At 44.1% G+C, this 23,298-nt stretch carries 14 protein-coding genes and 1 pseudogene; 6 read left to right on the plus strand and 9 right to left on the minus strand.

Annotation, left to right across the window (positions count from 1 at the left end; all coding sequences use genetic code 11):
* Positions 1-479: 479 nt before the first annotated feature.
* Both E0E16_RS10470 and E0E16_RS10475 read right to left on the minus strand, forming a co-directional pair.
* A complete protein-coding gene (locus E0E16_RS10470; RefSeq protein ID WP_130830261.1) occupies positions 480-1,457 on the minus strand; it encodes a phosphatase PAP2 family protein in 978 nt (325 codons plus the stop codon).
* A 105-nt stretch (positions 1,458-1,562) separates the two neighbouring features.
* Positions 1,563-2,558 (minus strand): NAD-dependent epimerase/dehydratase family protein, encoded by a 996-nt coding sequence (locus E0E16_RS10475; RefSeq protein WP_130830262.1) that lies wholly within the window; start codon positions 2,556-2,558, stop codon positions 1,563-1,565.
* 75 nt (positions 2,559-2,633) lie between these two features.
* On the opposite strand from E0E16_RS10475, the gene rnr reads away from it, so the two are divergent.
* Positions 2,634-4,850 carry a ribonuclease R gene (gene rnr / locus E0E16_RS10480; protein WP_130830263.1) on the plus strand — a complete coding sequence of 739 codons (2,217 nt, stop codon included), beginning with the start codon at positions 2,634-2,636 and terminating at the stop codon, positions 4,848-4,850.
* 116 nt (positions 4,851-4,966) lie between these two features.
* Positions 4,967-5,614, plus strand: a complete 648-nt coding sequence (trhA, locus tag E0E16_RS10485) for a PAQR family membrane homeostasis protein TrhA (protein WP_130830264.1) — start codon at positions 4,967-4,969, stop codon at positions 5,612-5,614.
* A gap of 173 nt (positions 5,615-5,787) precedes the next feature.
* On the opposite strand, the gene E0E16_RS10490 is transcribed toward trhA, so the two are convergent.
* Positions 5,788-6,414, minus strand: coding sequence for an agmatine deiminase family protein (locus tag E0E16_RS10490; protein ID WP_130830265.1), 627 nt, complete (start codon positions 6,412-6,414; stop codon positions 5,788-5,790).
* A 265-nt stretch (positions 6,415-6,679) separates the two neighbouring features.
* Positions 6,680-8,536 carry a DEAD/DEAH box helicase gene (locus E0E16_RS10495; protein ID WP_130830266.1) on the minus strand — a complete coding sequence of 619 codons (1,857 nt, stop codon included), beginning with the start codon at positions 8,534-8,536 and terminating at the stop codon, positions 6,680-6,682.
* Positions 8,537-8,826: 290 nt separating this feature from the next.
* Here E0E16_RS10495 and E0E16_RS10500 point away from each other — a divergent pair, with 290 nt between their 5' ends.
* Together E0E16_RS10500 and E0E16_RS10505 are read left to right on the plus strand one after the other, a co-directional pair.
* Positions 8,827-9,363, plus strand: coding sequence for an LOG family protein (locus E0E16_RS10500; RefSeq protein ID WP_130830267.1), 537 nt, complete (start codon positions 8,827-8,829; stop codon positions 9,361-9,363).
* Between the two features lie 131 nt (positions 9,364-9,494).
* The gene (locus tag E0E16_RS10505; protein ID WP_130830268.1) at positions 9,495-10,049 is read left to right on the plus strand and encodes a DUF3332 domain-containing protein; all 555 of its coding nucleotides are present in this window, start codon (positions 9,495-9,497) and stop codon (positions 10,047-10,049) included.
* Positions 10,050-10,619: 570 nt separating this feature from the next.
* On the opposite strand, the gene E0E16_RS10510 is transcribed toward E0E16_RS10505, so the two are convergent.
* The 4 genes and pseudogenes from E0E16_RS10510 to E0E16_RS10520 form a co-directional block, all read right to left on the minus strand.
* Positions 10,620-13,586 (minus strand): leucine-rich repeat domain-containing protein, encoded by a 2,967-nt coding sequence (locus E0E16_RS10510; RefSeq protein WP_255418173.1) that lies wholly within the window; start codon positions 13,584-13,586, stop codon positions 10,620-10,622.
* 294 nt (positions 13,587-13,880) lie between these two features.
* Positions 13,881-16,907, minus strand: coding sequence for a leucine-rich repeat domain-containing protein (locus E0E16_RS10515; RefSeq protein WP_130830269.1), 3,027 nt, complete (start codon positions 16,905-16,907; stop codon positions 13,881-13,883).
* A 230-nt stretch (positions 16,908-17,137) separates the two neighbouring features.
* Positions 17,138-17,221: pseudogene (locus E0E16_RS15030) on the minus strand (hypothetical protein); the annotation flags it as partial.
* Between the two features lie 316 nt (positions 17,222-17,537).
* A complete protein-coding gene (locus E0E16_RS10520; protein WP_130830270.1) occupies positions 17,538-18,497 on the minus strand; it encodes a DNA-methyltransferase in 960 nt (319 codons plus the stop codon).
* An 882-nt stretch (positions 18,498-19,379) separates the two neighbouring features.
* Between E0E16_RS10520 and E0E16_RS13670 the strand changes: the two genes are divergently transcribed.
* Positions 19,380-19,556: a hypothetical protein gene (locus E0E16_RS13670; protein ID WP_165444179.1), complete on the plus strand. Its 177-nt coding sequence runs from the start codon at positions 19,380-19,382 to the stop codon at positions 19,554-19,556.
* 32 nt (positions 19,557-19,588) lie between these two features.
* Positions 19,589-20,434, plus strand: coding sequence for an IS3 family transposase (locus E0E16_RS10530; protein ID WP_255418174.1), 846 nt, complete (start codon positions 19,589-19,591; stop codon positions 20,432-20,434).
* Between the two features lie 702 nt (positions 20,435-21,136).
* Here E0E16_RS10530 and E0E16_RS10535 read toward each other — a convergent pair.
* Positions 21,137-23,257: a S46 family peptidase gene (locus tag E0E16_RS10535; protein WP_130830273.1), complete on the minus strand. Its 2,121-nt coding sequence runs from the start codon at positions 23,255-23,257 to the stop codon at positions 21,137-21,139.
* Between the last annotated feature and the right edge of the window lie 41 nt (positions 23,258-23,298).

Here is a 23,298-nt window from a genome sequence, read left to right on the forward strand (position 1 = left end):
TGGAACGCCGAAAATATGGCGAACGACGGTCTTATGCCATCTTCACCAAAGGTCCCAGGGGGCATCGAGCCCCCTAAGACCTTGCCGAAAATATGACGGAACTTAGGTGTTGTCCATCTTCTTTTATGCAAGTGCACTGACTTCAAATTTAAACTATATAATGTTAATGTCAAGTCATTCAGTAAATAAGAAAATATTTGACAAGTAAAACAGAAATACATCGTCAGATCTGACAAGTGAATTCAGGAAAAGACAGATGGTTACAAACACTGTTTCAAAAGGTAAGCTTTTACATTCCAAAAGGTAAGCTTTTACATCGCAAAAGGTAAGCTTTTAAAACGCAATGGCTAAGCTATTGAGAGTTAATGGTGATTTTTTTGAAATTTATTTCACACCATTTTCTTCACTTTCGTTGAGTCTGTCGGACTTATTTTTCAAAGCGCAACGATGTCGCCACTGCCAACAATTGTCGTCTCGCGTTAATTCCGACCTCGCCTCACCATGCTTTTCGATCCGAAGAACAACAGGCTGTAAATCAGCAAGGCGGAAACAATTCCTGCCAAAGCATCAACGAGGTAATGGGCTTGGATATAGACCGTTGCGCAACAGAGAAAGAAATAGAAAGGAATGAGTGCGTAGAAAAGTCGCCGGTTGCCTCCGTGCCACATCAGGAGCATACAGATGGTGCTGATACCGACGTGCGAACTGGGAAAAGCAGCTGTCGGACGCTCACCCGCCGCCTTGGCATCTTCCACAAGTCGGTAAAAGAATCCATCGGTATAACCGGGACTGGGCAGACAATCCTGATGAAAGTTGAAATAATCGTGCACGTTCGGGAATATTCCCGCCGCGATATTTTCCACGCCCACTGCCTTATAATAGAAAGTGGGACCGGCAACGGGAACGAAAATAAAGATGACGTAATAGATAAAGAAAGCCGACAGGACGATAAACGCCGCACGCTCAAACTCATTGTATCGCCAAATGAAATAATAGAAAACGGTGAGCGCAATCATCGGGTAATAAGCGGCGTAGCCCATATCGAACAATTCACTGAAAAGCGCATCGGGCAATTCCTTGGAAAAGAGCAACGCGGGTTGCATACCGAACCAATCCTGTTCCCATCGGGCAAACACATGGTCGAGATTGGGGAAGAGACGATTGAATTCGTAGGTATCGGGATACCACCATGCCAAGAGTGCGAGTTGCGCGGCTATGCGTATCAAGCGCGTGAGACGGCAAGGGAAAACGCGATAGACAAGCCACAGCGCGGCTGTCATTGCCACCACGCGCAACCTACCGAACACCATCGCTTGCGGTTGGCTCATTTTCGTATAAAGGAAAAAGGTCAGGACAAGAGTGAACAGCAGATAGGCCATCATTGCCCATTCCACCGCCAGCAGTCCCTTCAGCGGTTTCTTCTCTATCTGAAACAAATTCTTTATAAATTTTTGCATCGTCTTGTTTATCTGAAATTACGGACATTCGACAAAGGAGGCATTTCTCGCCAAACTCTCCGCCCACATATCTCTACGGAACGAATCTGTAATATCGGTCTGTTCCTATATCCATTTATTTTCTTTGTACCAGTTCACTGTCTCTTTCACGCCGCGCGCCAAATCGTATTCGGGCTGATAGCCTAACTCACTGATGGCAGGTCGGATGTCGCATCGCCAATTCCTTTGCTTCATGATTTGATACTTGTCGTTATTGAGTGGAGAGAGTTTGCCGGTAAGCCTTCCCATCCAATCTCCCAACCACGTGATGACACGCAAGAACCCTATCGGAGCAGTGATGCGTATCCACCATGGATTGCCCAACTCCTCACGGATGAGATTGCTGAACGCTGCACTTCGATACACGTTCCCATCCGAAAGAAAATACGCTCTGCCACTTTTCCCGCGCTCCAAAGAAAGGAACACCGCCTGCACAACGTCTCGGACATAAACGAAAGTAATATCTTGCCGACGAAACCCAACTGCGAAATCGGTATGTTGCTTGATGGACTTCACCATGAGGAAATAGTCTTTTTCGCGCGGTCCGTAAACCCCGGTCGGACGCAGAATGACACAGGGGAAACCGCTGAGTGAGAACAGGAAGTCTTCCGCTTCTTTCTTGCTTTCCCCATACGCGGTGTTAGGATGTCGCTCATCGTTCTCGGAAATATCACGGTAAGGCTGTTCCTCGCTTACGGCTCCGAAAACGCTGAGACTCGAAAGATACACGAAACGCTCGATGGGCATCTTGAGCGAAAGGAGGGCTCGAACAAGGTTTTTGGTTCCATCCGTGTTGATACGGAAAAAGTCGGACTTGCGCAAACATTTCGTAGCTCCCGCCACGTGAACGATATAATCAAATTGGTGGGGTGCCAACTGCTCGCGAAGGGTTTGCTCGGACGAGAAGTCCAATTCGATGAAACGAATGTGAGAATCACGCAAATACCGACGCGAAGAGGTGGGACGAACGGCAGCCCATACCTCCATGTTTCTGCGTAATGCCTCCTCAACGATAAACGAGCCGATGAACCCCGAAGCTCCTGTAATTAAAATCTTTTTCATTAAAATTCCGTGAAACGCTTGCAAAGATACAAACTTTTTTGTTACTTTGTGTCTATAATCAAAGTGCAATTCACTATGGGTAAACAAAAAAAAGGCGGAAAACGCCTGACCAAAGCTCAACTTTCCGAGAAGTTGCGGGGATTTTTTCAGACACAACCCGGCGAGACTTTCAGTTTTAAACAGATATTTCGTGCTCTTAAACTGACGACACATCCGCAAAAAATGCTTGCCATTGACATCATGGAAGAGATGGCATGGGATGACTTCTTGTCGAAAGTGGGCGAAAATGCCTATGCACTCAACACCAAAGGACAGGTGCAAGAAGGTGTATTCATTCGGAAATCGAACGGCAAAAACTCGTTCCAACCCGATGATGGCGGAACGAATATCTTTGTTTCCGAACGCAACTCCATGTCGGCACTGAGTGGCGACCGCGTAAAGGTTCAGTTCCTCGCGCGCCGACGCAACCACATCAAGGAAGCAATGGTCATCGAAATTCTGCAACGGAAGAAAGAAACCTTCGTGGGCAGACTGCAGGTTGAGGCGGATATTGCGTTTCTCGTAACGCAAGAGAACCTTTTTGTGCATGATATCATCATCCCAAAGAAGGCATTAAAAGGCGGAAAAACCGATGATCGGGCTGTGGTTAAAATCACGAAATGGCCGGATGCCAACCACAAAAACCTTGTCGGGGAAGTTATCGATATCCTCGGAAAGGCAGGCGACAACGATGTGGAAATGAATACCATCCTCGCACAATACGGTCTGCCTTATAAGTACCCAAAAGCAGTGGAAGATGCCGCCGATAAAATAAGCGGTGAGATTACAAATCAGGACTATGCGGAGCGCGAAGACTTCCGCAACGTATGGACTTGCACCATCGATCCAAAAGACGCGAAGGACTTTGACGACGCGCTTTCCGTTCGCAAGCTCGAAAGCGGACTGTGGGAAGTGGGCGTTCACATTGCCGATGTGTCGCACTACGTCAAGGAAGGCAGTATCATCGACAAGGAAGCACAAAAGCGTGCCACATCGATTTATCTTGTCGATCGCACCATTCCCATGCTTCCGGAGCGTCTTTGCAACTTTGTTTGCTCACTCCGTCCCGGTGAAGAGAAACTCACCTACAGTGCCATCTTTGAACTGGACGATGAAGCTAACGTAAAGAAGTTCCACCTTGCCCATACCATCACCAAGAGTAATCGCCGCTTCGCCTACGAGGAAGCGCAACAACTGCTTGAGGATAATGGCGTGATTGATGGAACTGAAGAGCCCGCTCCGGCACCCGGAAAGAAGGGTTACAAGGGGGAATTTGCCGAGAACATCATTATTTTAGATCGCTTGGCAAAACTTATTCGTAAGAAAAGATTTAAGAATGGCAGCGTGAAATTCGACTCAGAGGAATTGCATTTCGACATAGATGAGAAAGGAAAGCCCATACGCTGCTACTTCAAACGCTCGAAGGATGCCAACAAACTCATCGAAGAGTTCATGCTCTTGGCAAATAAATATGTGGCGGAAAGCATTGGAAAAGCGGCAAGAGGAAAGAAAACGAAGACACTGCCCTATCGCGTTCACGACAATCCCGACCCACAGAAATTTGAGAACCTGCGCCAGTTCACGGCGAAATTCGGCTACAGACTGAAGTCCTCAAGCACAAAGGGAGCGACGGCACGAGCATTAAATGCCCTCATGGAAGAGATTGAAGGAAAAAAGGAACAGAAAGTCATACAGACTATCGCCCTCCGCTCCATGATGAAGGCGAAATACACCACCCACAACATTGGGCATTTTGGTCTGGCATTCGATTATTACACCCATTTCACATCGCCCATACGTCGCTATCCCGACACGATGGTGCACCGGTTGCTTACACGATACGAACAAGGCGGACGATCAGCCAACCAAGATTATATAGAAGAACTGTGCGAACATTGCTCCGACATGGAGCAGGTGGCTCAAAACGCTGAGCGAGACTCCATAAAATATAAGATGGTAGAGTTCATGGGCGAGCACGTGGGGGAATGTTTCGATGCTCATATCAGTGGAATTCAGAGCTACGGCATCTACGCGGAGATAGATGAGAACCATTGCGAGGGCATGATTGCCATGCGCGACTTGGATGATGACTACTATGAGTTCGATGAGAAGAATTATTGTCTTGTCGGACGGCGGCGTCATCATGTTTACCAATTGGGCGATCCCATCCGAATTCAAGTGGCAAAAGCGAACCTTGAACGCAAACAACTTGATTTCACGGTGGCTCATGACCAATCAAGGAAAAAGAAATAAACATCGGTAATATTACGAAATAGCAAGTCCGCATGGAAAGACGACCAATGATTATTCACCCGATCGTGTACTCATGCGGCTTGATTTCTTAACTTCAACGAAAAGAAAGGTACGACATGAAGCATAAATCATTCTACACCCGAACGGAAGAAGCATGGAACACGTGGAGTCATGCGGGAGGTATCGTCTTGGGAATGGTCTGCGGAACGGTTTTCCTTATTCATTGTTTGAAAGACGGGCAGTCTCTCGCCACTTTCAGTGTTGCGCTGTATCTGTTTGGAATGTTGGGCAGCTATGTTGCCTCAACGGTCTATCACGGTCTGTCGCCCGAATCAAAATGGAAGCACAGAATGCGTAAATTCGACCACGCTGCCATCTATTGGCACATCGCCGGTTCCTATTCGCCCATCGCTTTGGTGGCACTGCTCTGCGAAGAGTTTTGGGGTTGGGGGCTTTTCGCTTTCGTTTGGTTGTTTGCCATCATTGGTACCATCACCTCATTCCACAAGTTGGCAGACCACAGCAACCTCGAAACTATAACGTTTGTTGGCATGGGGCTTTCTGTTCTCGTGGCTTTCAAACCACTTTTACACGCCGTAAGCCTTGCCACTGTTGCTTGGATTATTGCCGAAGGAGTGATGTACATTACCGGCGCGGTGTTCTATTCGTTGCACAAACGGAAATATATGCACACCGTTTTTCATTTCTTCGTGCTTTTCGGAACCATCTGTCATTTGGTTGCAGTGTGGCAAATCATTTGTTAGGATGAGAAGAAGTGGAACGAAAAAGGTCTGTTGTCCATAGAATTGCCAAGACACCTCACATTCAAAAAAGGAGGAACGTCAATACGAACCTCCTTGATTAATATGAAAAACATCAGAATGTTTGTTGAAAACTTATTTTGTCTGAAGACTTTTGGGTCTTGACAAGAGTCGGATTAAGAAACCGATTGTTCCTTGATGGAATGGGAGTAAGACACAAACTCTCCCTTCTCACTAAAGAAAGGTTTTGCATTCACGCCAATTACGGCGAGGTGTGGGAAACAAGCCCTTATCTGTCGCAATGCCTCTTTGTCTTCTTCGGCATGTTGCATTGGAACTATCACCACCTTGGACGTCTGGATGAAGTTAATGTATGCCCAACTCCTGTCATGGCGTTTGCGCGGTTCGGTGCACGAACTGAACGAGAGTTCCTTTACTTCATAGCCCGCAGTTTCCAATTGTTTCTTCAAATAAGCAGCAATATCCGCATCGTATTCGGCGCAATTGGTCATCAAGACTTTGTTATCTCCGATATAGCGCACGAGACTGCCGAGATTTTCCGAGATTTCGCCGTCGTGATTATTTTGCCAAATGGGTTTTATGGTCTTGAAGATGGTGTGGTGCTCGCCTTCTTTTAGTTCGTGTTCCACATCATAAATATCAAGTACCATGCATAGTTTGTTATACAAAGATTTTACGTCATGGTCGGTTAATACCTTTTCCGAGAAATAAACCTTGTTCGCATTTAATTGCTCACAAGCCAACGCTTCTTGAGTAGGCCTTAATTCCTTTAAGTGCTTCATAGATTTCAAAGTAATATTAAAAAAAAATGCTGATAGTAATAGAATTGGTGGCAAAGATACTATAAATAATGTACCTGCCGAATTATTTTGTAATTCTTTCATAAATACATGAAGAAATACCGAAAAATAAGGGAATTTTAAGAAACTTAGTCTTTAAATCACTTTCATTAGGAACAAAAAACTTTACCCCTGTCGCATTATTTGTAAGGAACGACAGGGGTAAATTGATAAAAAATGGGTGTATTTTCTTACACTTTGAACCGGATTATTTCTTCTTCGGATGCCGACGAGCCCACCCTTCTTCCGAAAAATCGGGGACTTCGCCTTTCAACTTAATGGAATCGCCTTTTATCAGTTGTTGCCAATCTTCCTTTCCAAAGGTGCGTTGCGTCTCAATCCGGGTGTTGTCATTCTTCCGGCGAACTGCTTTTTCGCGCTTACCGTTATGTCCGCCACGACCATCTCGACTGTTTCCGCCACCATATCCGACCTCATCGGCATTGTTACAACGTATCTTTCTACCTTTGTAGTACAATCCGTCAAGGGTGTTTATCACCTTGCGGGCATCTTGCTGCGGAACTTCTATGTAGCTCTGTCGCTGCAAAAGATTGATATGTCCCACTTCCTGACGTCCCTTCATGTTCTTATTGATAAACTGCATGATGACCCCGGGATAGAAGCCATCCATCTTTCCCAAATTAATGAATAGACGTGCGTAGCCCTCTTCCGTATTCCGACCACCTCTCGACCGAGAACGCTGTCCTTCATTCTCTCCATTTTTCCCACGATTCCCGACCGGTTTTTCTATTTCCGGCGCATTCTTGTAGTAATCGAGAAAACGTCCAAAGGTAAGGGTTATTATTTTCTTGATGATGTCCTCCTTATCCATGTACTCGAATTGACGCTTGATGTCTGCCACATATGGAGCAATTTGCTCCTCGTCCACATCGGTTTTCAGAATTCCGTCCATCGTTTTGTATAATTGTTTTTTACAAATTTCCTCTGCCGAGGGCAATGTTCCGTCCACAAAGTTTTTACCGATGATTTTCTCAATGTTTCGCACCTTGAATTTCTCGCGTACATGGATGATGGAGATGGATGTGCCTTTCTTTCCGGCACGCCCCGTTCTTCCCGAGCGATGAGTATAATTTTCCACGTCATCGGGCAAACCATAGTTAATGATATGCGTCAGATCATTCACATCCAGCCCACGAGCTGCCACATCCGTTGCCACCAACAGTTGCGTGAGGTGTGAGCGGAACTTTTGCATGGTCAGGTCGCGTTGCTGTTGCGACAGGTCTCCATGCAACGCTTCTGCATTGTAACCGTCCTTTATCAGTTTATCGGCAATTTCCTGCGTCTCCACCTTCGTGCGACAGAACACAATGCCATAGATGCGCGGATAGTAATCAACCAATCGTTTCAGTGCAAGGTATTTATCCTTTGCGCTCACCAAGTAATAGACATGATTGACATTTTCGGCTCCTTCGTTGCGCGAGCCCACCACAATTTCCTTGTAATCATGCAAATAACCTTTTGCCACGCGTTCCACTTCCTTACTCATCGTAGCCGAGAAGAGCAGCGTGTTGCGATCTTCAGGCACCTCGGAGAGAATTTCCGTTATGCTTTCTTGGAATCCCATGTTCAGCATTTCGTCGGCTTCGTCAAGCACCACGTTGTGCACATTCTCTAATTTAGCCTTTCCGCGCCCCATCAAATCGATTAGCCTGCCCGGTGTGGCAACGATAATCTGCACTCCGTGCCGCAACTGCTTAATCTGTGTCTCAATCGATGCGCCTCCATAAACCGCCGCTACATGAAGATGGGGGATGTATTTCCCGAAGTCTTTCAAATCGTCGGTTATCTGCAAACACAATTCACGCGTGGGACAGAGCACGATGGCTTGTGTTTCTTTTCTCTCCGTATCAATACGCTGCAAGAGCGGAATACCAAATGCAGCTGTCTTGCCCGTACCCGTTTGAGCGAGCGCGATCACATCGTTTCTGTTACCAAGCAAATAAGGGATTACTTCTTCCTGAACCGGCATCGGCTGTTCGAAGCCGAGCTCCACAATGGCTTTGCGAATCTCTTCGCTTACGCCTAATTCTTCAAATGTTTTCAAATTCGTTTCGTTTATAATTATCCATAAAGAACACATCGCCACCAAACGAACCCCACTTAAAGACACACAAGACTTGTCGCATTTCATAACAACAGACAAGCCTCCTCAAGGTGACGAATATCCTTTTCGGCTGCAAAGTTACGTTTTAAAATCCGAACTCACAAATTATCTCACAACAAATCAGTCAAGGCGACATTCTGATTTATTAACGATTTTCCAAGCAATAAACCTCAAGAAACAGGGTTGTTATATAGAATTTATTTTTCATCAAAATAAAAAAACAAACGTAAATGAAGATAGGAATATTCTGCTCAGCCAACAATTCCATCGACCCCGACTTCTTTACTGCCACAGAAGAATTGGGAAAATGGATAGGCAAACACAAACACACGGTAGTTTATGGAGGTTGCAACATCGGATTGATGGAATGCATAGGAAAATCGGCTCATGAAGCGGGAGGCAAGACCATAGGTGTGATACCACAAATCATCGAGCAAGGTGGCAAGAAAAGCGAGCATATCGACATAGAAATCCCTTGCGACAACCTATCAGACAGAAAAGACATCATGCTGCTGCAGAGCGATATATTCGTGGCATTACCCGGAGGAATCGGAACCATAGACGAAATATTCACCATCGTCGCTGCCGCCACCATAGGCTATCACAAGAAGAAAGTTATACTCTACAACATGAAAGGCTTTTGGAACCGGCTCATCCAAACATTAAACGACCTGCAAACGCGGGGGTGCATCAGGGGAAGATACCAAGACCTGATACAGATTGCCGACAACTTTGAAGAACTGACCGACATAATCCAAAGAACCTGAGCATGACAAATCGCACGTCATACACGAGGGACAATAAATAAAAATATCCAAAATAAAGGGGAACACACATGAAAATAACGAAAGTTTCCGTATATTTGTAGCGATTTAGCATAAATAAAAAAACATTCAACATGAAAAGAAAAGGATTAAAAACAGCCGTATGGCTCATGGTGGGAACAATGCTCATGAGTTCCTGCGTAGGTTCGTTTACGATGTTCAACAAACTCGCGAAGTGGAATCAGCGCGCTACCGACTCGAAGTTTCTCAACGAGATAATTTTCATTCTGCTCACACCGGCATATGCCGTGGCAGGATTAGCAGACGTTGTGGTGTTGAACGCCATAGAGTTCTGGACAGGCGACAACCCAATGGCAAAGAACGTTGGGAAGACCAAGAACATAAAGGGAGACGACGGACTGATGTATGCCGTGAAATATCTTGAAAATGGCTATGAAATAACAAAGCCTGACGGAAATGTATTCTATCTTACCTATGACAAAGCCGAGAACAGCTGGTACATGAACGCCGAGGGAAAAGAAAAGAAACTCATACAATTCAACGAGAACGGAACCATCAAGGCTTTCCTCAACAACGGACTTACCGTTGATGTCACACCGGACGCTACCGGCATTTACGAGCTTCGCCAGGCACAAGCCGGCACAAGCTACTTCATGGCAAAACGATAAACAACAAATATCATGCATCGACAGAGCGGAATTTGCAACTTCACAGGGCAAACTCCGCCCTTTTGTTTTAACAAAAATTACCCTTTAAAAACCCATCCCTAAACCCCTATTTTCAAAAGCTAAGCTTTTAAAGCACAAAAGCTAAGCTTTTAAAGTGCAAAAGCTAAGCTTTTGAAACGCAATAGCTAAGCTTTTGAAAACAAGTTCTTAAGACTCTGATTTTCAGCAAATTGCCAATCAAGCAAATTTACAACCGCTAAGAAGCTTTTTTAGCACCTTTAGCTCACGCCTTTGCATACAAACTTACAATGAATTTATTTCTACAATGTATAACCGCTATCAACGGGCGGACATACATTGCTCAACATTATCTTGCCTTTGGAAGAAATACATAATCCTAAATCGGACATCTCTCAACAATGAGCACTCTTGACTTTGACCATGTAATTCCCACCATTAGGCTTACTCGGGACTTTCAGCCGTCAGACAATACTCATGCCGAGCATATCAAAAGAGAGCGCAACAAGTTGTCTGCTGCGCCCTCTAATCACATATAATAAGAGATTTACCTTACTTTACCACAACGGCTTTTGATATGCCACGCGTCTTCACGATATAGACTCCTGACGGAAGTCCGACTGCCTTTGAGCCATTGACGGTTTCGGCAAAGACAAGCTTGCCACCTGTCGTATATACGCGAACGCCGATAGGCTCTGAAGTTGTGAAGGCAAGCTCACGGTTTCCGCCTTCAACGGTAATAGAATTTGAGCTTACACCATTGATGTTATCTGAAACCTTGAACTTGACAACGACCGTGGTAGCTTCGGTTACTTTGAACTTGTTGTCAACAAGCGTTTCGCCATTAGCTGTTGCGGACTCTACGGCATATCCATTTGCCGGAGTAGATACAACCTTCAGCTCTGTGTTCTTGTTCACCTTCGTTCCATTCAGCACCTCGGTGTCGGTGGTAGTATAGACCTTCACCGTTCCGTTCTCAGGTGTGGCGATTGTCACATAAGCCATGTCGCAACCGGTGCCGTCGCCTTCGTAGTTGACTGCCCATCCCTTTTCAGTTGCCAGCTTAGATTCTGCGTGTTCTGCATCGTTGTAAGTTTCCGCAACATCACCTCTTGAGAACAATTTGAAACCGGCGGCGTCGCCTTCACGCTTTTTGTAAGGTGAGAGCGTGTAGTAGAAGTCGTTCATGGTACAAGCATCCCACTTGTTGTCACCGATATTGATATAAGAGAGGTTGTTGAGTCCCTTCACATCGAGCCCTGTCAGTTTGTTTCCGTTCAGCATCAACCTGCTTAATTCTTTGTTGCTGGAAAGATTAAGATTGGTAATGATATTCTTGGAAGCGTCCAGTTCCAGAAGTTTCGTATTGTTGTCGATGTTCAAAGTGCCGATGACGTTGCCCGCAACTCTCAGCACCTGAAGCTCAGGCATGTGTGCAACATCAACCGATGTAAGACTGTTGTTGTTTGCTATGAGTGTTACTAACTTTCCGTTTTTGCTCAGGTCAAGTTCGTCTATTGAATTATTGTTGACCTCAAGATAGTTCAATTCAGGCGCATTGCTCACGTCGATTGCCTCAAGGAAGTTGCCGTTTGCACGGAGGCAGACAAGTTTCGTATTTTTGTTGATATTGAGAGTGGCGATGTTAGAATATCCGCAATCGAGCGTGTCAAGTTCGGTGAGGTTATCGATGTTCAGCGTTCCAATAGCATTCATATAGGTTGAGAGCCAATGCAAATGGTTGTTATGGCTCACATCCACAGCGGTAATCAGGTTATCGGCTGAGATGTGTGGATAGCTTGAGAAGTCCGCGCTGTTCACAGCTCCATAGATGGTTACTTGTTTACCGCTCGACGTGCCTTCGATGGCGGTGGGTGAGGTATTGACCGCTACCGGAATCTTGTTGCCGTCTCCCCAGTCAATGGTTACTTGACTGCCTTCCTCGCTGACGGCAAGATAGTATTGTTGCTTGACACCTGTCGGAACGGTGAGGCGGATGTAATCGTTGTTTCCCGTTGTCTTGAATACCGGTTTGATGGTAGCTGTGGTTGAGACAACGAAAACACTGTCCTCGTAGAGTTCTCCGTTAATTTCCACGCCCACAAGTTCCGTGCCTTCGGGAGCTTTCGCTGAGACTTTGATAGGGAAACCCGGAACGGCCTTTGTCGTAATGTCATTCCATGTTGCGTAAAACCCATCGTTGGCCACCTGAACAAGTTTGTATGCCACGCCGTTAGCTGGTTTCATGACGATGTTAATGGAGTCCATCGGAGCAGATCCATCACCTTTCACGTCAGGAAGATAATAGTTGTCCTCATCATATTTAAGGTATTCCGTCTTTGAAGTCTCGCCATTGGAACCTGCTATGAAAACATTTGTTCCATAGGAAAGGCCATTGTGAGGAGGCATAGCCATAAAAGTGAAATTCAATGACTGAGGTGTCATCTTTGCACAGTTTCTGATATCCAATCGGTTCAGACGGTTTGTGCCGATTGCCGAGTGCATGTCGAGGAACTGAATAGCCGTATTCTTCATATTTACATCACGGATGAAGCGACTGTTTGAGAGGTCAATACGCTTTACAAGTGTATTCTCCAAATTGATTGTCTGTAGATTGGCGAGTTTGCTTATATCCAACTTTGTGAGCTTGGTGTTTCCAAGCAACAACGTAGTCACTTTGGTGTTGTTGGTTAGGTCGAGCTTTTCGATGCCGGTCCCTGAAGCATCCAAAGAAATAAGGTCAGGATTGTTTACGAGATTCAGCTCTGTAATGCCCGTTCCTGATATTTCAAGTTTATTCAATTTGGCAAGATCGGTAACATCAATAGCGGCCAGATAGGCATTGCCTGTTACCGTTAGGCTCTTTAAATTAGGATAGTTCTTGCCCAAATCCAATTCGTCGAGATTTCCGTTTCCCAGATCCAAATAGTTCAGATTGGGCAAACTGATAGGATAGAAGTGCGTAATATCACAGTCCGCCATATAGATTCCTTTGAGAGAGGTGCTTCCATTGGCAAAGATAACTGTTGAAAGCTCCGGATTTTTGTTAGCTTGGAACTGTTCCAACTTCAAGAGATTATCCACCTTGAGTCGTTTAATTTTATTGTTTGTCAAATCAAGGTTTACAATATTAGGAGCACCCGTGAAGTCAAGACCATCGAACGTCAGCTCATTGTTCTTTGCTGTAATGGTTACAAGACTGTTTTGGTTCTTAAAATTCAGAACCGTTACCTTTTGATCCTCAACGTCGAATGTTGAGAAGTCACCATACACGATGATAGTGTCGTTCTTCAACACTCCCTCCGTATTCTTAAGAGCACTCCAACCCGAAAGAGTCGCTTCCTGTTTTACACCATCGCCCCAGTCAACATAGACTTTTGCGTCTGTATTAACATTGGTCATATAGAACTTTAAGGTACTGCCCACGGGCAAATTGGTTCCAATAACCACTTCTCCCTGTGCCAATGCTCCTACAAAAGCTGACACAAAAAGGAAACAAAATAGTAAGATTCTTTTCATAGAACTCAAGATTATTTTAAACTTAATTCGTTAATATAGCTTTATTCTCTCTTTTATCTTTGTAATTCTGCCTTGCTTTTTCAATCGCATCTCTTTTCTGCCATTCAGCCGTCTTTCATTCAATCGTGCAGCACACTGCATCGCTCATTTAAGACGGCTGAGTGACCGAAATATAGATGTGGGTATAATGGCTCTTCGGAATGGGCACTTGCTTGCCACATAGCACCGGCAATGTGGGGGAAGTGCCCATCTGAGCAGCCAAGAATGAATACATAACTTTTCAAGAAGTCTGCATTACATTAGTTTGATAGCTTTACCACCTTTGACTCTCAATACACAAATCTTGGCATTGTTGGCTGGTATGAAAGTCTCATTAGAGATTGCCTGACCTTTCAGAATCAGCTTACCATCGATAGTGTAAAGAGCATACTGCTGACCGAAGCTCATTCCCTTGACAACAAAACCTCCGTTTTGCCTCGTCACGCTGATATCATTGCCCTCGGCATTGACAGCCTCAATTCCCGTGATGGTTGGGTTAATCTGAACAAAATACTTCCATCCGGCAGCGTTTTTGTACAGGTCTCCGCTTTCCTTTGGTACATAAAGAGTTGCCTCATTGATAAACTCGATATCATGGAACATATCATCTGCAATGACCTGTGGGGTTTTGTCATACGCATAAACATGCTTCAAGGCTTGGCAATGTCTGAAGGCATTGTTACCGATTGTACATCCGGCGGGAATATGAATCTCCTCAAGCAACAGTCCGTTCATGAACGCTGCTTCTCCAATTTTCTTCAGTGAGGCGATATAAGGCAAGCTCAACAGAGAAATATCCTGATAGAAGGCAGAGTCGCCGATTTCCTCTAATTGTGGCGTCACACCCTCTTTCCATCCGATTGAACTGAGAACCATGTTGTAAGTGAGCCCCAAAGCCTCAATCTTCTTTAATGTTTCGGGGAACTTCAACTTCTCCAATACAGGGCTGAATGCGAACCCATAGCGAGCGATTGTTTCGACTCCGGGAATGATTTCCACTTCTTTATGGTTGGGTATCGGGTGGAAAATCAAAGTCTTCTTATCAGCAGAATACAAGATTCCCTTATCAGCGACAAGGTCGGCATTTGGCTGTGCGACTGTTATCTCTGTGAGATAGAAATTGGATGCGAACGCACCGGGCATGATTCCCTTAGCCGTTGCTGGTATCTCATAAGTAGTTACCTTTCGTCCGATAGGATAAGCCACAAGCTTTGTTTTGTCCTTAGTATATACTACTCCATCGATTTCTGTGAAATATGGGTTCTGCGGATCGACATTTATTTTCTCCAAGCTGACACAATAGAGAAAAGCGAGCTCTCCAATGCTCTTGACATCTTTGGAAACGAGGAACGAAGTCATTTTGTTTGCTCCTTCAAATGCCCTTGTGTCGATTATGGTCACGCCATCAGGTGTCACGGCTGGTCCGACAGGTTGCCATGAAACAAGATGCTCACCATTGAAAACGGGTTTGTTTGGCTTTTCAGGCTCTGCCTCTGAACATATCAACGAAATCTGAACATCACTATTCAATGACTCAATTATATATGTATTGTTTTTCTCTCCGATAATAACTTCTCCGTCCAACAACCAGCTATCTACGCTGTAGCCCTCGATAGGATGAGCTGTGAAAACAACTTTTGCACCTTTCTTAATGGCCGCCCCTGTTTTAAAGTCAGTGCCATCGGCCGTGGCTGTAATGGTAGCGAACTTGTTAAGAGACTCGTATTTCACCACATGGGTATTGGCATTGCGTTCGAAATCAACCTGAATTTCCATGGCATCTACAGCATCGCAAGTATAAGTCAAAAGACCCATCTGTCCAGAGATTGTCACGTATGATGATTCTGTGCCGTTTGTTACTTCGCGATACCATTCAGTTACTCTGAATCCATCGCGTGGGGTAGCGGTGAAAGTCAGCTTGCTGCCTACGGGCACTGTGCCGGCGGACTTCACTTCCTCGCCCTTTTCAGTCTTGCAAGTCAGCGTTCCGTATTCAGGTGCACGGCTTCTGAAGAAAATAACATAGCTCTGTGGCTTTTCTTTGAATGTAACAACAACATTAAGTGGCTCGCCAAGCGTGCTGACAGTATAGATTTGTCCGCATGTTCCTTCAGCGGGGAGCGTTTCTGTCAAAATCTTTCCATTGACTTTCCATGACTCAATCTCGTAGTTGCTGCGAGGAGTGGCTTTGATTCTTACAAGCGAACCTTCGTTTACTTCTTGTCCGCTTTCAACATTTATGCCACCGGTTGTCCACGCTTCCATCACACCACCTTCATTGCAAGTATAGGTAACCTTGTACTTTTTCAGTTCTCCGGGTGCACCCACAACTATCTTACACTTTTTGAATACTGATGAGAGTTTCGTCTTAATTGCATCGGACGCCACATAAATTGTGGTTGTTTCCTTATCGAGAAAGACGGAATTGCCAAATGAATTGAAATCTTTGCTCAGATGAATATCGACAACACTCAGAGCACCCACGCCACTCCAAGTGATGTAACTGTTGTCGATTACGTTCTTGAGGTTAGGAACGAACAGTTCGGAAAGCGCCCTACAGTTTGTCAGCGCTTTGTTTCCTATTTCCACTACGCCCGCCAAATCAATCTTCTGAAGGTTCTGGCAGCCATACATCGCTTCTTCTCCGATAGAAGAGCAGTCAGCTTCTGGCAACACTATCTCCTTGGCTGCGCCTGCAAGCGATACGAGTGCCTTGTCACTCAGGCGGATAAGGGCATTGTTCATGGTCTTAAAGTCCTTCCCGCCGTCAGCCATCTCAAGCGTTCCAACGCTTGTACACATCAGAAATGGATTGCCCTCAATGTTGGCAAGCGTATTTCCGAGGCTGATAGAGGTAATCTCATTACAATAGGCAAATGCCTTCTTGCCAATGCTGACAACAGCCGGCAACGACAGACTTGCCAATGAATTACAACCCGAAAATGCGCCTTCGGAAATATTCTCAACTTTATTGGCAACGATAGATGTAATTCCGGTACATCCGTTAAATGCATTCTTGCCAATAATCTTCACATTGTTGAAATCAACGCTTGTGATGTCGGTATTGCTAACTGGATCGGTTCCGCCACCCCATCCATCTTCGGAACCCTCTTCGCCTGGAGTGTAGAAACAATTCTCGGCTATTTCGGTTACCTCAGCTGGAATGGTGATAGCACCTTTGGCATCACCCCATGATTTCAAAACTCCGTTCTCAATTGTCTGTGCTTGTATCAAACCAACGCATTGGAGAATGAACACAAACAGAAGTAAAACTTTTTTCATGATCTTCGTTTAGAGTTATACATAATATATTCAGTAAATATCTCACCTTCACTAAAGTGTCTGACTTTCCGTTTTTCTTTATCTTGTAACGAATAACGCATCAATAATTCTAAAATGAGTACAATTTACGGTAAAAAAGTACTTAATCGTTGCAAATAATTGATTGATTTCGCAAAGATAGGTATTTTTTACAAATCCCCAAGAAAAAACAAGAATAAAAAATAGTTTCCTCAAATAATTTTCAATCTACTACAAAAATACATTTGCAGCTCCCGGCGATGACCATCCTTTTTAACATTTGAGCTGCCACAGAAGACACATGTTTTTTATTCATAGGTTTTCAAATGGTATAAAAGGTAATAAATAAAGGACATTTGGAGCTTTTCAGCCTACCAAATGTCCATTACGCTTAAGAATAAAAATTATTCTTATCATCATTTTCATATAAGGTAGCCAACCTTTATACAGAAATCAAATTCGGCATATTAAAATCCGTATCAACATTATGTGTCTTAACATCAACAGCATAATAATTGTCATTCAGATCCTTAAATCCATATCTTCCATTTCCCTTCTACCAAATCTTAGTCAAATAAAGAAGGACTATCTTCTGGCTCTTTTACTTTTTATTTATCTTAGATTGTATCTGTTGCTTTTTTGATCGCCCAAAGAATTTCTTTCCCAAAACACGCCATCTGCATATCCTTGAATTGTATTATCACCAATAGCATTCATCAAGCGCTTAACAGCCCAATAGCAATACTCTCGGTTGATCTCTACTCCGCAATAACTCCTACCTAATTTTTGAGCGACAACAGCAGCTGTTCCACTACCTAAAAATGGGTCAAAAATTTTGTCGCCGGGTTTGGTTGATGCAAGTACTAACTTGGCATACAACTTTTCCGGCTTTTGAGTTGGATGGTCGGTATTCTCCGGCATCGACCAAAAAGGTATGCTAATATCATCCCAAAAATTAGAAGGATATGTAATTCGGAAATTACCGGACTCTGTTTCCTCCCAATCTTTTGGCTTCCCATCCACCTTGTATGGTGCAATAACTTTACGTTTCATCATAACAGAATCAACGTCAAAGTAATAATCTTTGGGATTTTTCACTGCAAACCAAATATCTTCCATGGCGTTTTTCCAATTAGACTTTGCACCTCTTCCCTTTTCTCTTTGCCATGTTATACGGTTTATGACCGTTAAGCGTTCTTCAATGACTCTTTGCATTGATGAAGTACACTTCCAGTCTCCGCACACATATAGTGTTCCGTTTGGAGCAAGTTTGTCGCAAACTTTGTAGAACCAACTTCTAAGGTAGTCTTCATACGCATCAGACTTCATGCTTGAAAACTTTTTCCCATGGAAATCTTTGTCGAGATTATATGGAGGATCGATAATTATCAAATTGAAATACCCATTAGGAATATAATCAAGACAATCAAAAAGATCTGCATTAATAATTGAGTCATCGGCAAATGATTTTTTAATATCACTTGCTGAAAGAATAAATTTTTCCAATGTTGGAATTTCGCTTGCTGAAACAGTCAGTGTCTTGTTTCTTTCAGCACGAACTTTCTCGGTCATATTAAATATTATTACTTACTAATAACTCTTTTACATCAACATTAAGTGTATTAGCAATCTCGTTCAACATTCTAAAGAGTCAACCTGCAAGTGCAATATTACACATAATATTTGGAAAACTTCTTAATGGGTGTGTTAAATTTTAATTCTTCCCTTGGTCTCCTTTTTTGTTTTTCCGTATTACTGATTATTTTTCTCCTCGATGTGAGGTGCGGACGTTCTTGGGGAGTAGCGAAAAGGTTGTCCGAGCCTCACACTGAGGGACTCTCTTTAACATCAAAAGAGATTGCATTTCCATCTTGAATGTTTATGTATATTTGTTAACGGCAAAGAGAGCGTTTATCCCAAATCGGCAATTAGGATTTTTCGATGTTGTATGGCAGTGAGAAATTCTTTATCTTTTCCCAATGGTGTTCCAATCACCATGAAATTATATTACAAAAAACCGTGTTCGAGACGCACTGCGTAATCTATTGATAATCAGGATGTCTTATACGGATTTAGCTTGTCACAATTCTGACTATAAAAAAAGTAAGAAATTATGACAAAACGTAAAACCCCGCGCGAATTTTCGTATTCGTTCAAGCTGCAAGTGTTAATCGATTATTATTCTAGCGGTGCTTCTCAAGCGTCCATATTGCGTAAGTGGAATGTGTCTAGTGGTTCAATGTTCCAATGGCTGAAACGTTGGCCCGTTGATTCAAAATCGTTATCTTTGCCCTCGGAAGTAATCCAGAGGTATCGTATGGCTCATAAAGAAACGAATTTGACAGACAATGAGATATTGCGCCAGAAGATAGTGAACCTCCAACACGCATTGTCTTTGGAGAAGATGCGCAGCCGTGCCTATGAGAAACTCATAGAGATNNNNAGAGGTATCGTATGGCTCATAAAGAAACGAATTTGACAGACAATGAGATATTGCGCCAGAAGATAGTGAACCTCCAACACGCATTGTCTTTGGAGAAGATGCGCAGCCGTGCCTATGAGAAACTCATAGAGATAGCCGAATCCGAGGAGGGTATCAGCATCTTAAAAAAAGATGGTGCCAAACAGTAACGGCGCTGCGTGAGGAGTTTCCCGGTGTATCCGTGGAATTCCTCTGTGGGCTGTTTGGCAAGAAACGCCAGTGGTATTACGCAAGCAGCAAGCTTGTGATTTCTGAGCGGCAAAGGCGTAAACTGATAGTTGACAATGTACTCTACTATCGTGCCTGCTGTCCCGGGATAGGCGGTGTGAAACTGCACGTCCTCCTCAAGTCGGAGCTAGGTGAAGATGTTACTCATGGTCGCGACTCCTTCTTAAAACTACTTGCTTCAGAAGGACTTATGCTTCCCAAGAACAAGCGAAGACGTACAACGGACTCCAATCATCCTTATAGGAAGTATCCTAATCTTGTACAAGGTGTTACGGCAATGTATGCTAACCACATTTGTGCAGCCGACATAACCTACGTTTGGATTTACGGCAACGTCCTGTACCTCCATCTCATTACAGATGTTTACTCACATGCTGTCATAGGCTGGTGCTTATCCGAAACCATGGAGGCTATAAATACGAAGGAGGCATTGCTAATGGCAGTTAAGGCAGCCGGAGGAGCCAACCACTGCGGAACGATACACCACTCTGACAGAGGTTCGCAATACGCCTGCCACCTATATGTTGAAACTCTTATGTGCCACCATATCAGGGTTAGTATGACAGAACGGTACAATCCTACGGACAATCCTGTGGCGGAAAGGACGAATGGAACCTTTAAGGTTGAGTGGATTTACCAGCAGGAGATGTACCGAGATTATGACCAGGCCAACATGGAAATCTCCAAGGCAATAGCCTTCTACAACTACAGACGACCGCATATGAGCATAGGAATGAAATGTCCGATGGATGTCTATAGAGGCGAACAGCCCGGGAGAAATCTTTGGAAAAAGAGATAAATGCTTGCAAAAAAGAAAAATATAAAGTATCTTTGGAACGCCGAAAATATGGCGAACGACGGTCTTATGCCATCTTCACCAAAGGTCCCAGGGGGCATCGAGCCCCCTAAGACCTTGCCGAAAATATGACGGAACTTAGGTGTTGTCCATCTTCTTTTATGCAAGTGCACTGACTTCAAATTTAAACTATATAATGTTAATGTCAAGTCATTCAGTAAATAAGAAAATATTTGACAAGTAAAACAGAAATACATCGTCAGATCTGACAAGTGAATTCAGGAAAAGACAGGATGATATTAATTGCGATTTAAAAGCTTAGCTTTTGCACTCCGATTCATGACCTTTTGCATTGCAAAAGCTTAGCTTTTACGGAGCAAAAGGTAAGCTTTGGACAAATGAATGAAGAAAATTTAGGACATTATTGAATTTTTCCCATATCGCCGGGAAGGATTTTCGCGTTTTCAACGATCCGGCTAAACAAAGATTATATTTGTCTTTTGTCTTGTCTCGGGCAGGCGCAGGTGGTGTCATGGGTTCGCAGAGTATGGTTTTTTAGTCAGTAAATTACTGAATAACAAGCCCATATCATCGATATGTTTTTAATAACGGTCATTAGAAAAAGCACTAAAGTGATTTCTAATGACCGATTTGGGTTTAATGAATTATGTCAATTTCGCATTGAGCGAATGAAGCATGAGGATTTTATTTTGGGTTGATTTCCTTTAACAGTCGATCTGCATGCCCCCATTTATCCATCATATAGAGAACGTAGCGGATATCAACGCCGATACAACGTGCGAGGTTGCGATCGAAGTTGATGTCGGAACTAAGACTATCCCAGTTACCATCGAAAGCAAGTCCTATGAGTTGTCCTTTGCCATCGAACATGGGTGAGCCGGAATTACCTCCGGTGATGTCGTTATTGGTGAGGAAGCAGAGTTGCATTTTGTTTGTTGTCTTGTCTTGATAGCGTCCGAAGTCCTTTGCGCTGAGCAATTCTTTCATGACAGGCTCCACTTTATAATCATCGATTTCATTGGCTTTATTGAATTTTTCCACCATGCTTTCTGCGGTGGTGTAATAGCCACTGTTGAATAATCCCATCATGTATCCGCCCACTTGTCCATAACTTAGGCGCATGGTGAAGTTGGCATCACTGTAATGTGGCATATCCATTTCCATCTGTAGTTTTGCTTGGCATAGTTTCTTCTCCTCTGCCTGTATCTGTTCGCGAATGGTGGCAGACTTCAGAGCGAGAGTCATGAACTTATGCATTAGTTCTTTCCCTACTTGTACTGCAGGGTCTTTCATGAATTTCTTTTCATCATTGGGATAGAACTTTGCACCTTTAACGAATACTTTGCTCTTCTTGTAAAGATAGTCGGTGTATTTGTCGAAATCTCCTCCAAACTTTAATTTCACGGTTTTGAAGAATGCGGGATGATACTCTTCCGGCAACATCTTTGCAAAGTTTTTCATCATGGCGGCAGTCAGTTCTTTGTCGAGCGCATAGTTCCATTCGTTGCTATTGTCTTTGAATTGATAGTATTGCTTCATGGGTCGGTCGTCCGAACCTTCGAGTTGCAAATCTTGGCTGAGTCGGATTGCGCGTTTGAAGAATTCCGTTGTCTTCCAAAACGATTCCTGTGCATAGTTTAGGGCATTGGATAAGGGTCGAGCCTCAGCATATAGGCTTTCCAACTTCTTGAAATCCACATCTGTTGTGGGATCTTTCGTTTCCTGCGCATTGAGCCATTCTCTTATCTTCGCTTCATATTCGGCTTTTTGCGCAATGAGTCCGATGGAGTCGATACATTTATTCATACCCATGGAGTTCTTCCAATAGTTGGCAGAGCTTGCGTATCCATCTTCGTACTGAATGCGCGTCGCCTCATCCGCGTCCATGTATTTCTTCATGATGGCAAGTTTGATGGTGCGGGTTTGCACTCTTATGGCATTACCAATGTCGCGACGTTCCCGAATGCCGTATGATGAAAGATAACGGCTGGTGCTTCCCGGATATCCTATGGTCATGGCAAAGTCCTTGTCCTTGTATCCTTGTAAGCTCACCGGCGCCCAATGTTCGGGGTGATAGGGCACATTATCTTTCGAGTAGCTTGCCGGTCCGTTTGTCTTCGGGTCGGCATAGATGCGGAACACGGAGAAGTCGCAAGTTTGTCTTGGCCACATCCAGTTGTCTGTGTCGCCTCCGAACTTGCCCATGCTCTTTGGCACGGTGAAGACCAATCTCAAGTCGGTGAAGTCCTGATAAGTCGTAGCATAGTATTTGTTACCCTCATAGAAAGGATTTATTTCTACATGCAGCGTCTTGTCTATGCGTTTCACAGAATCGGTGAGAACGTTGGTGAGCGAGTCTAAAGCGGCATCTTGCTGCTCGCTGTCCTTTCCCATGATAAGGGAATTTACACGGTTCGTGATGTCTTCCTGTCCTCTCATGAAAGAAACGAACATATCTTTATTGGGAAGTTCTTCGCTGTAGCTCTTGGCATAAAAGCCATCACGCATATAGTCGTGTTCCACGGTGGAATGGGAGTTGATTGCACCGAATCCACAATGGTGATTGGTGAAAACGAGACCATCCGGCGAAACTACCACTCCGGAACAAAACCCGGAGAAATTTACAACGTAATTACTGATGGCATTGGGGCTGTTAAACAGTTGGTCGCAAGGTAACTGAAATCCGTAATCCACCATCTGTGTGTAAACAGCTTCGGGAAGATTGTAAAGCGTCCACATGCCTTCATCGGCTTGAGCCGTGCTCATTGCCATCATACCGGCAAGGACTAAGGTTGATTTCTTCATAATAATTTGGATTGTTAATGATTGATTATCTTGATTTTTGT

The sequence above is a fragment of the Prevotella rectalis genome, from assembly GCF_900607215.1.
Lineage (GTDB): Bacteria > Bacteroidota > Bacteroidia > Bacteroidales > Bacteroidaceae > Prevotella > Prevotella brunnea.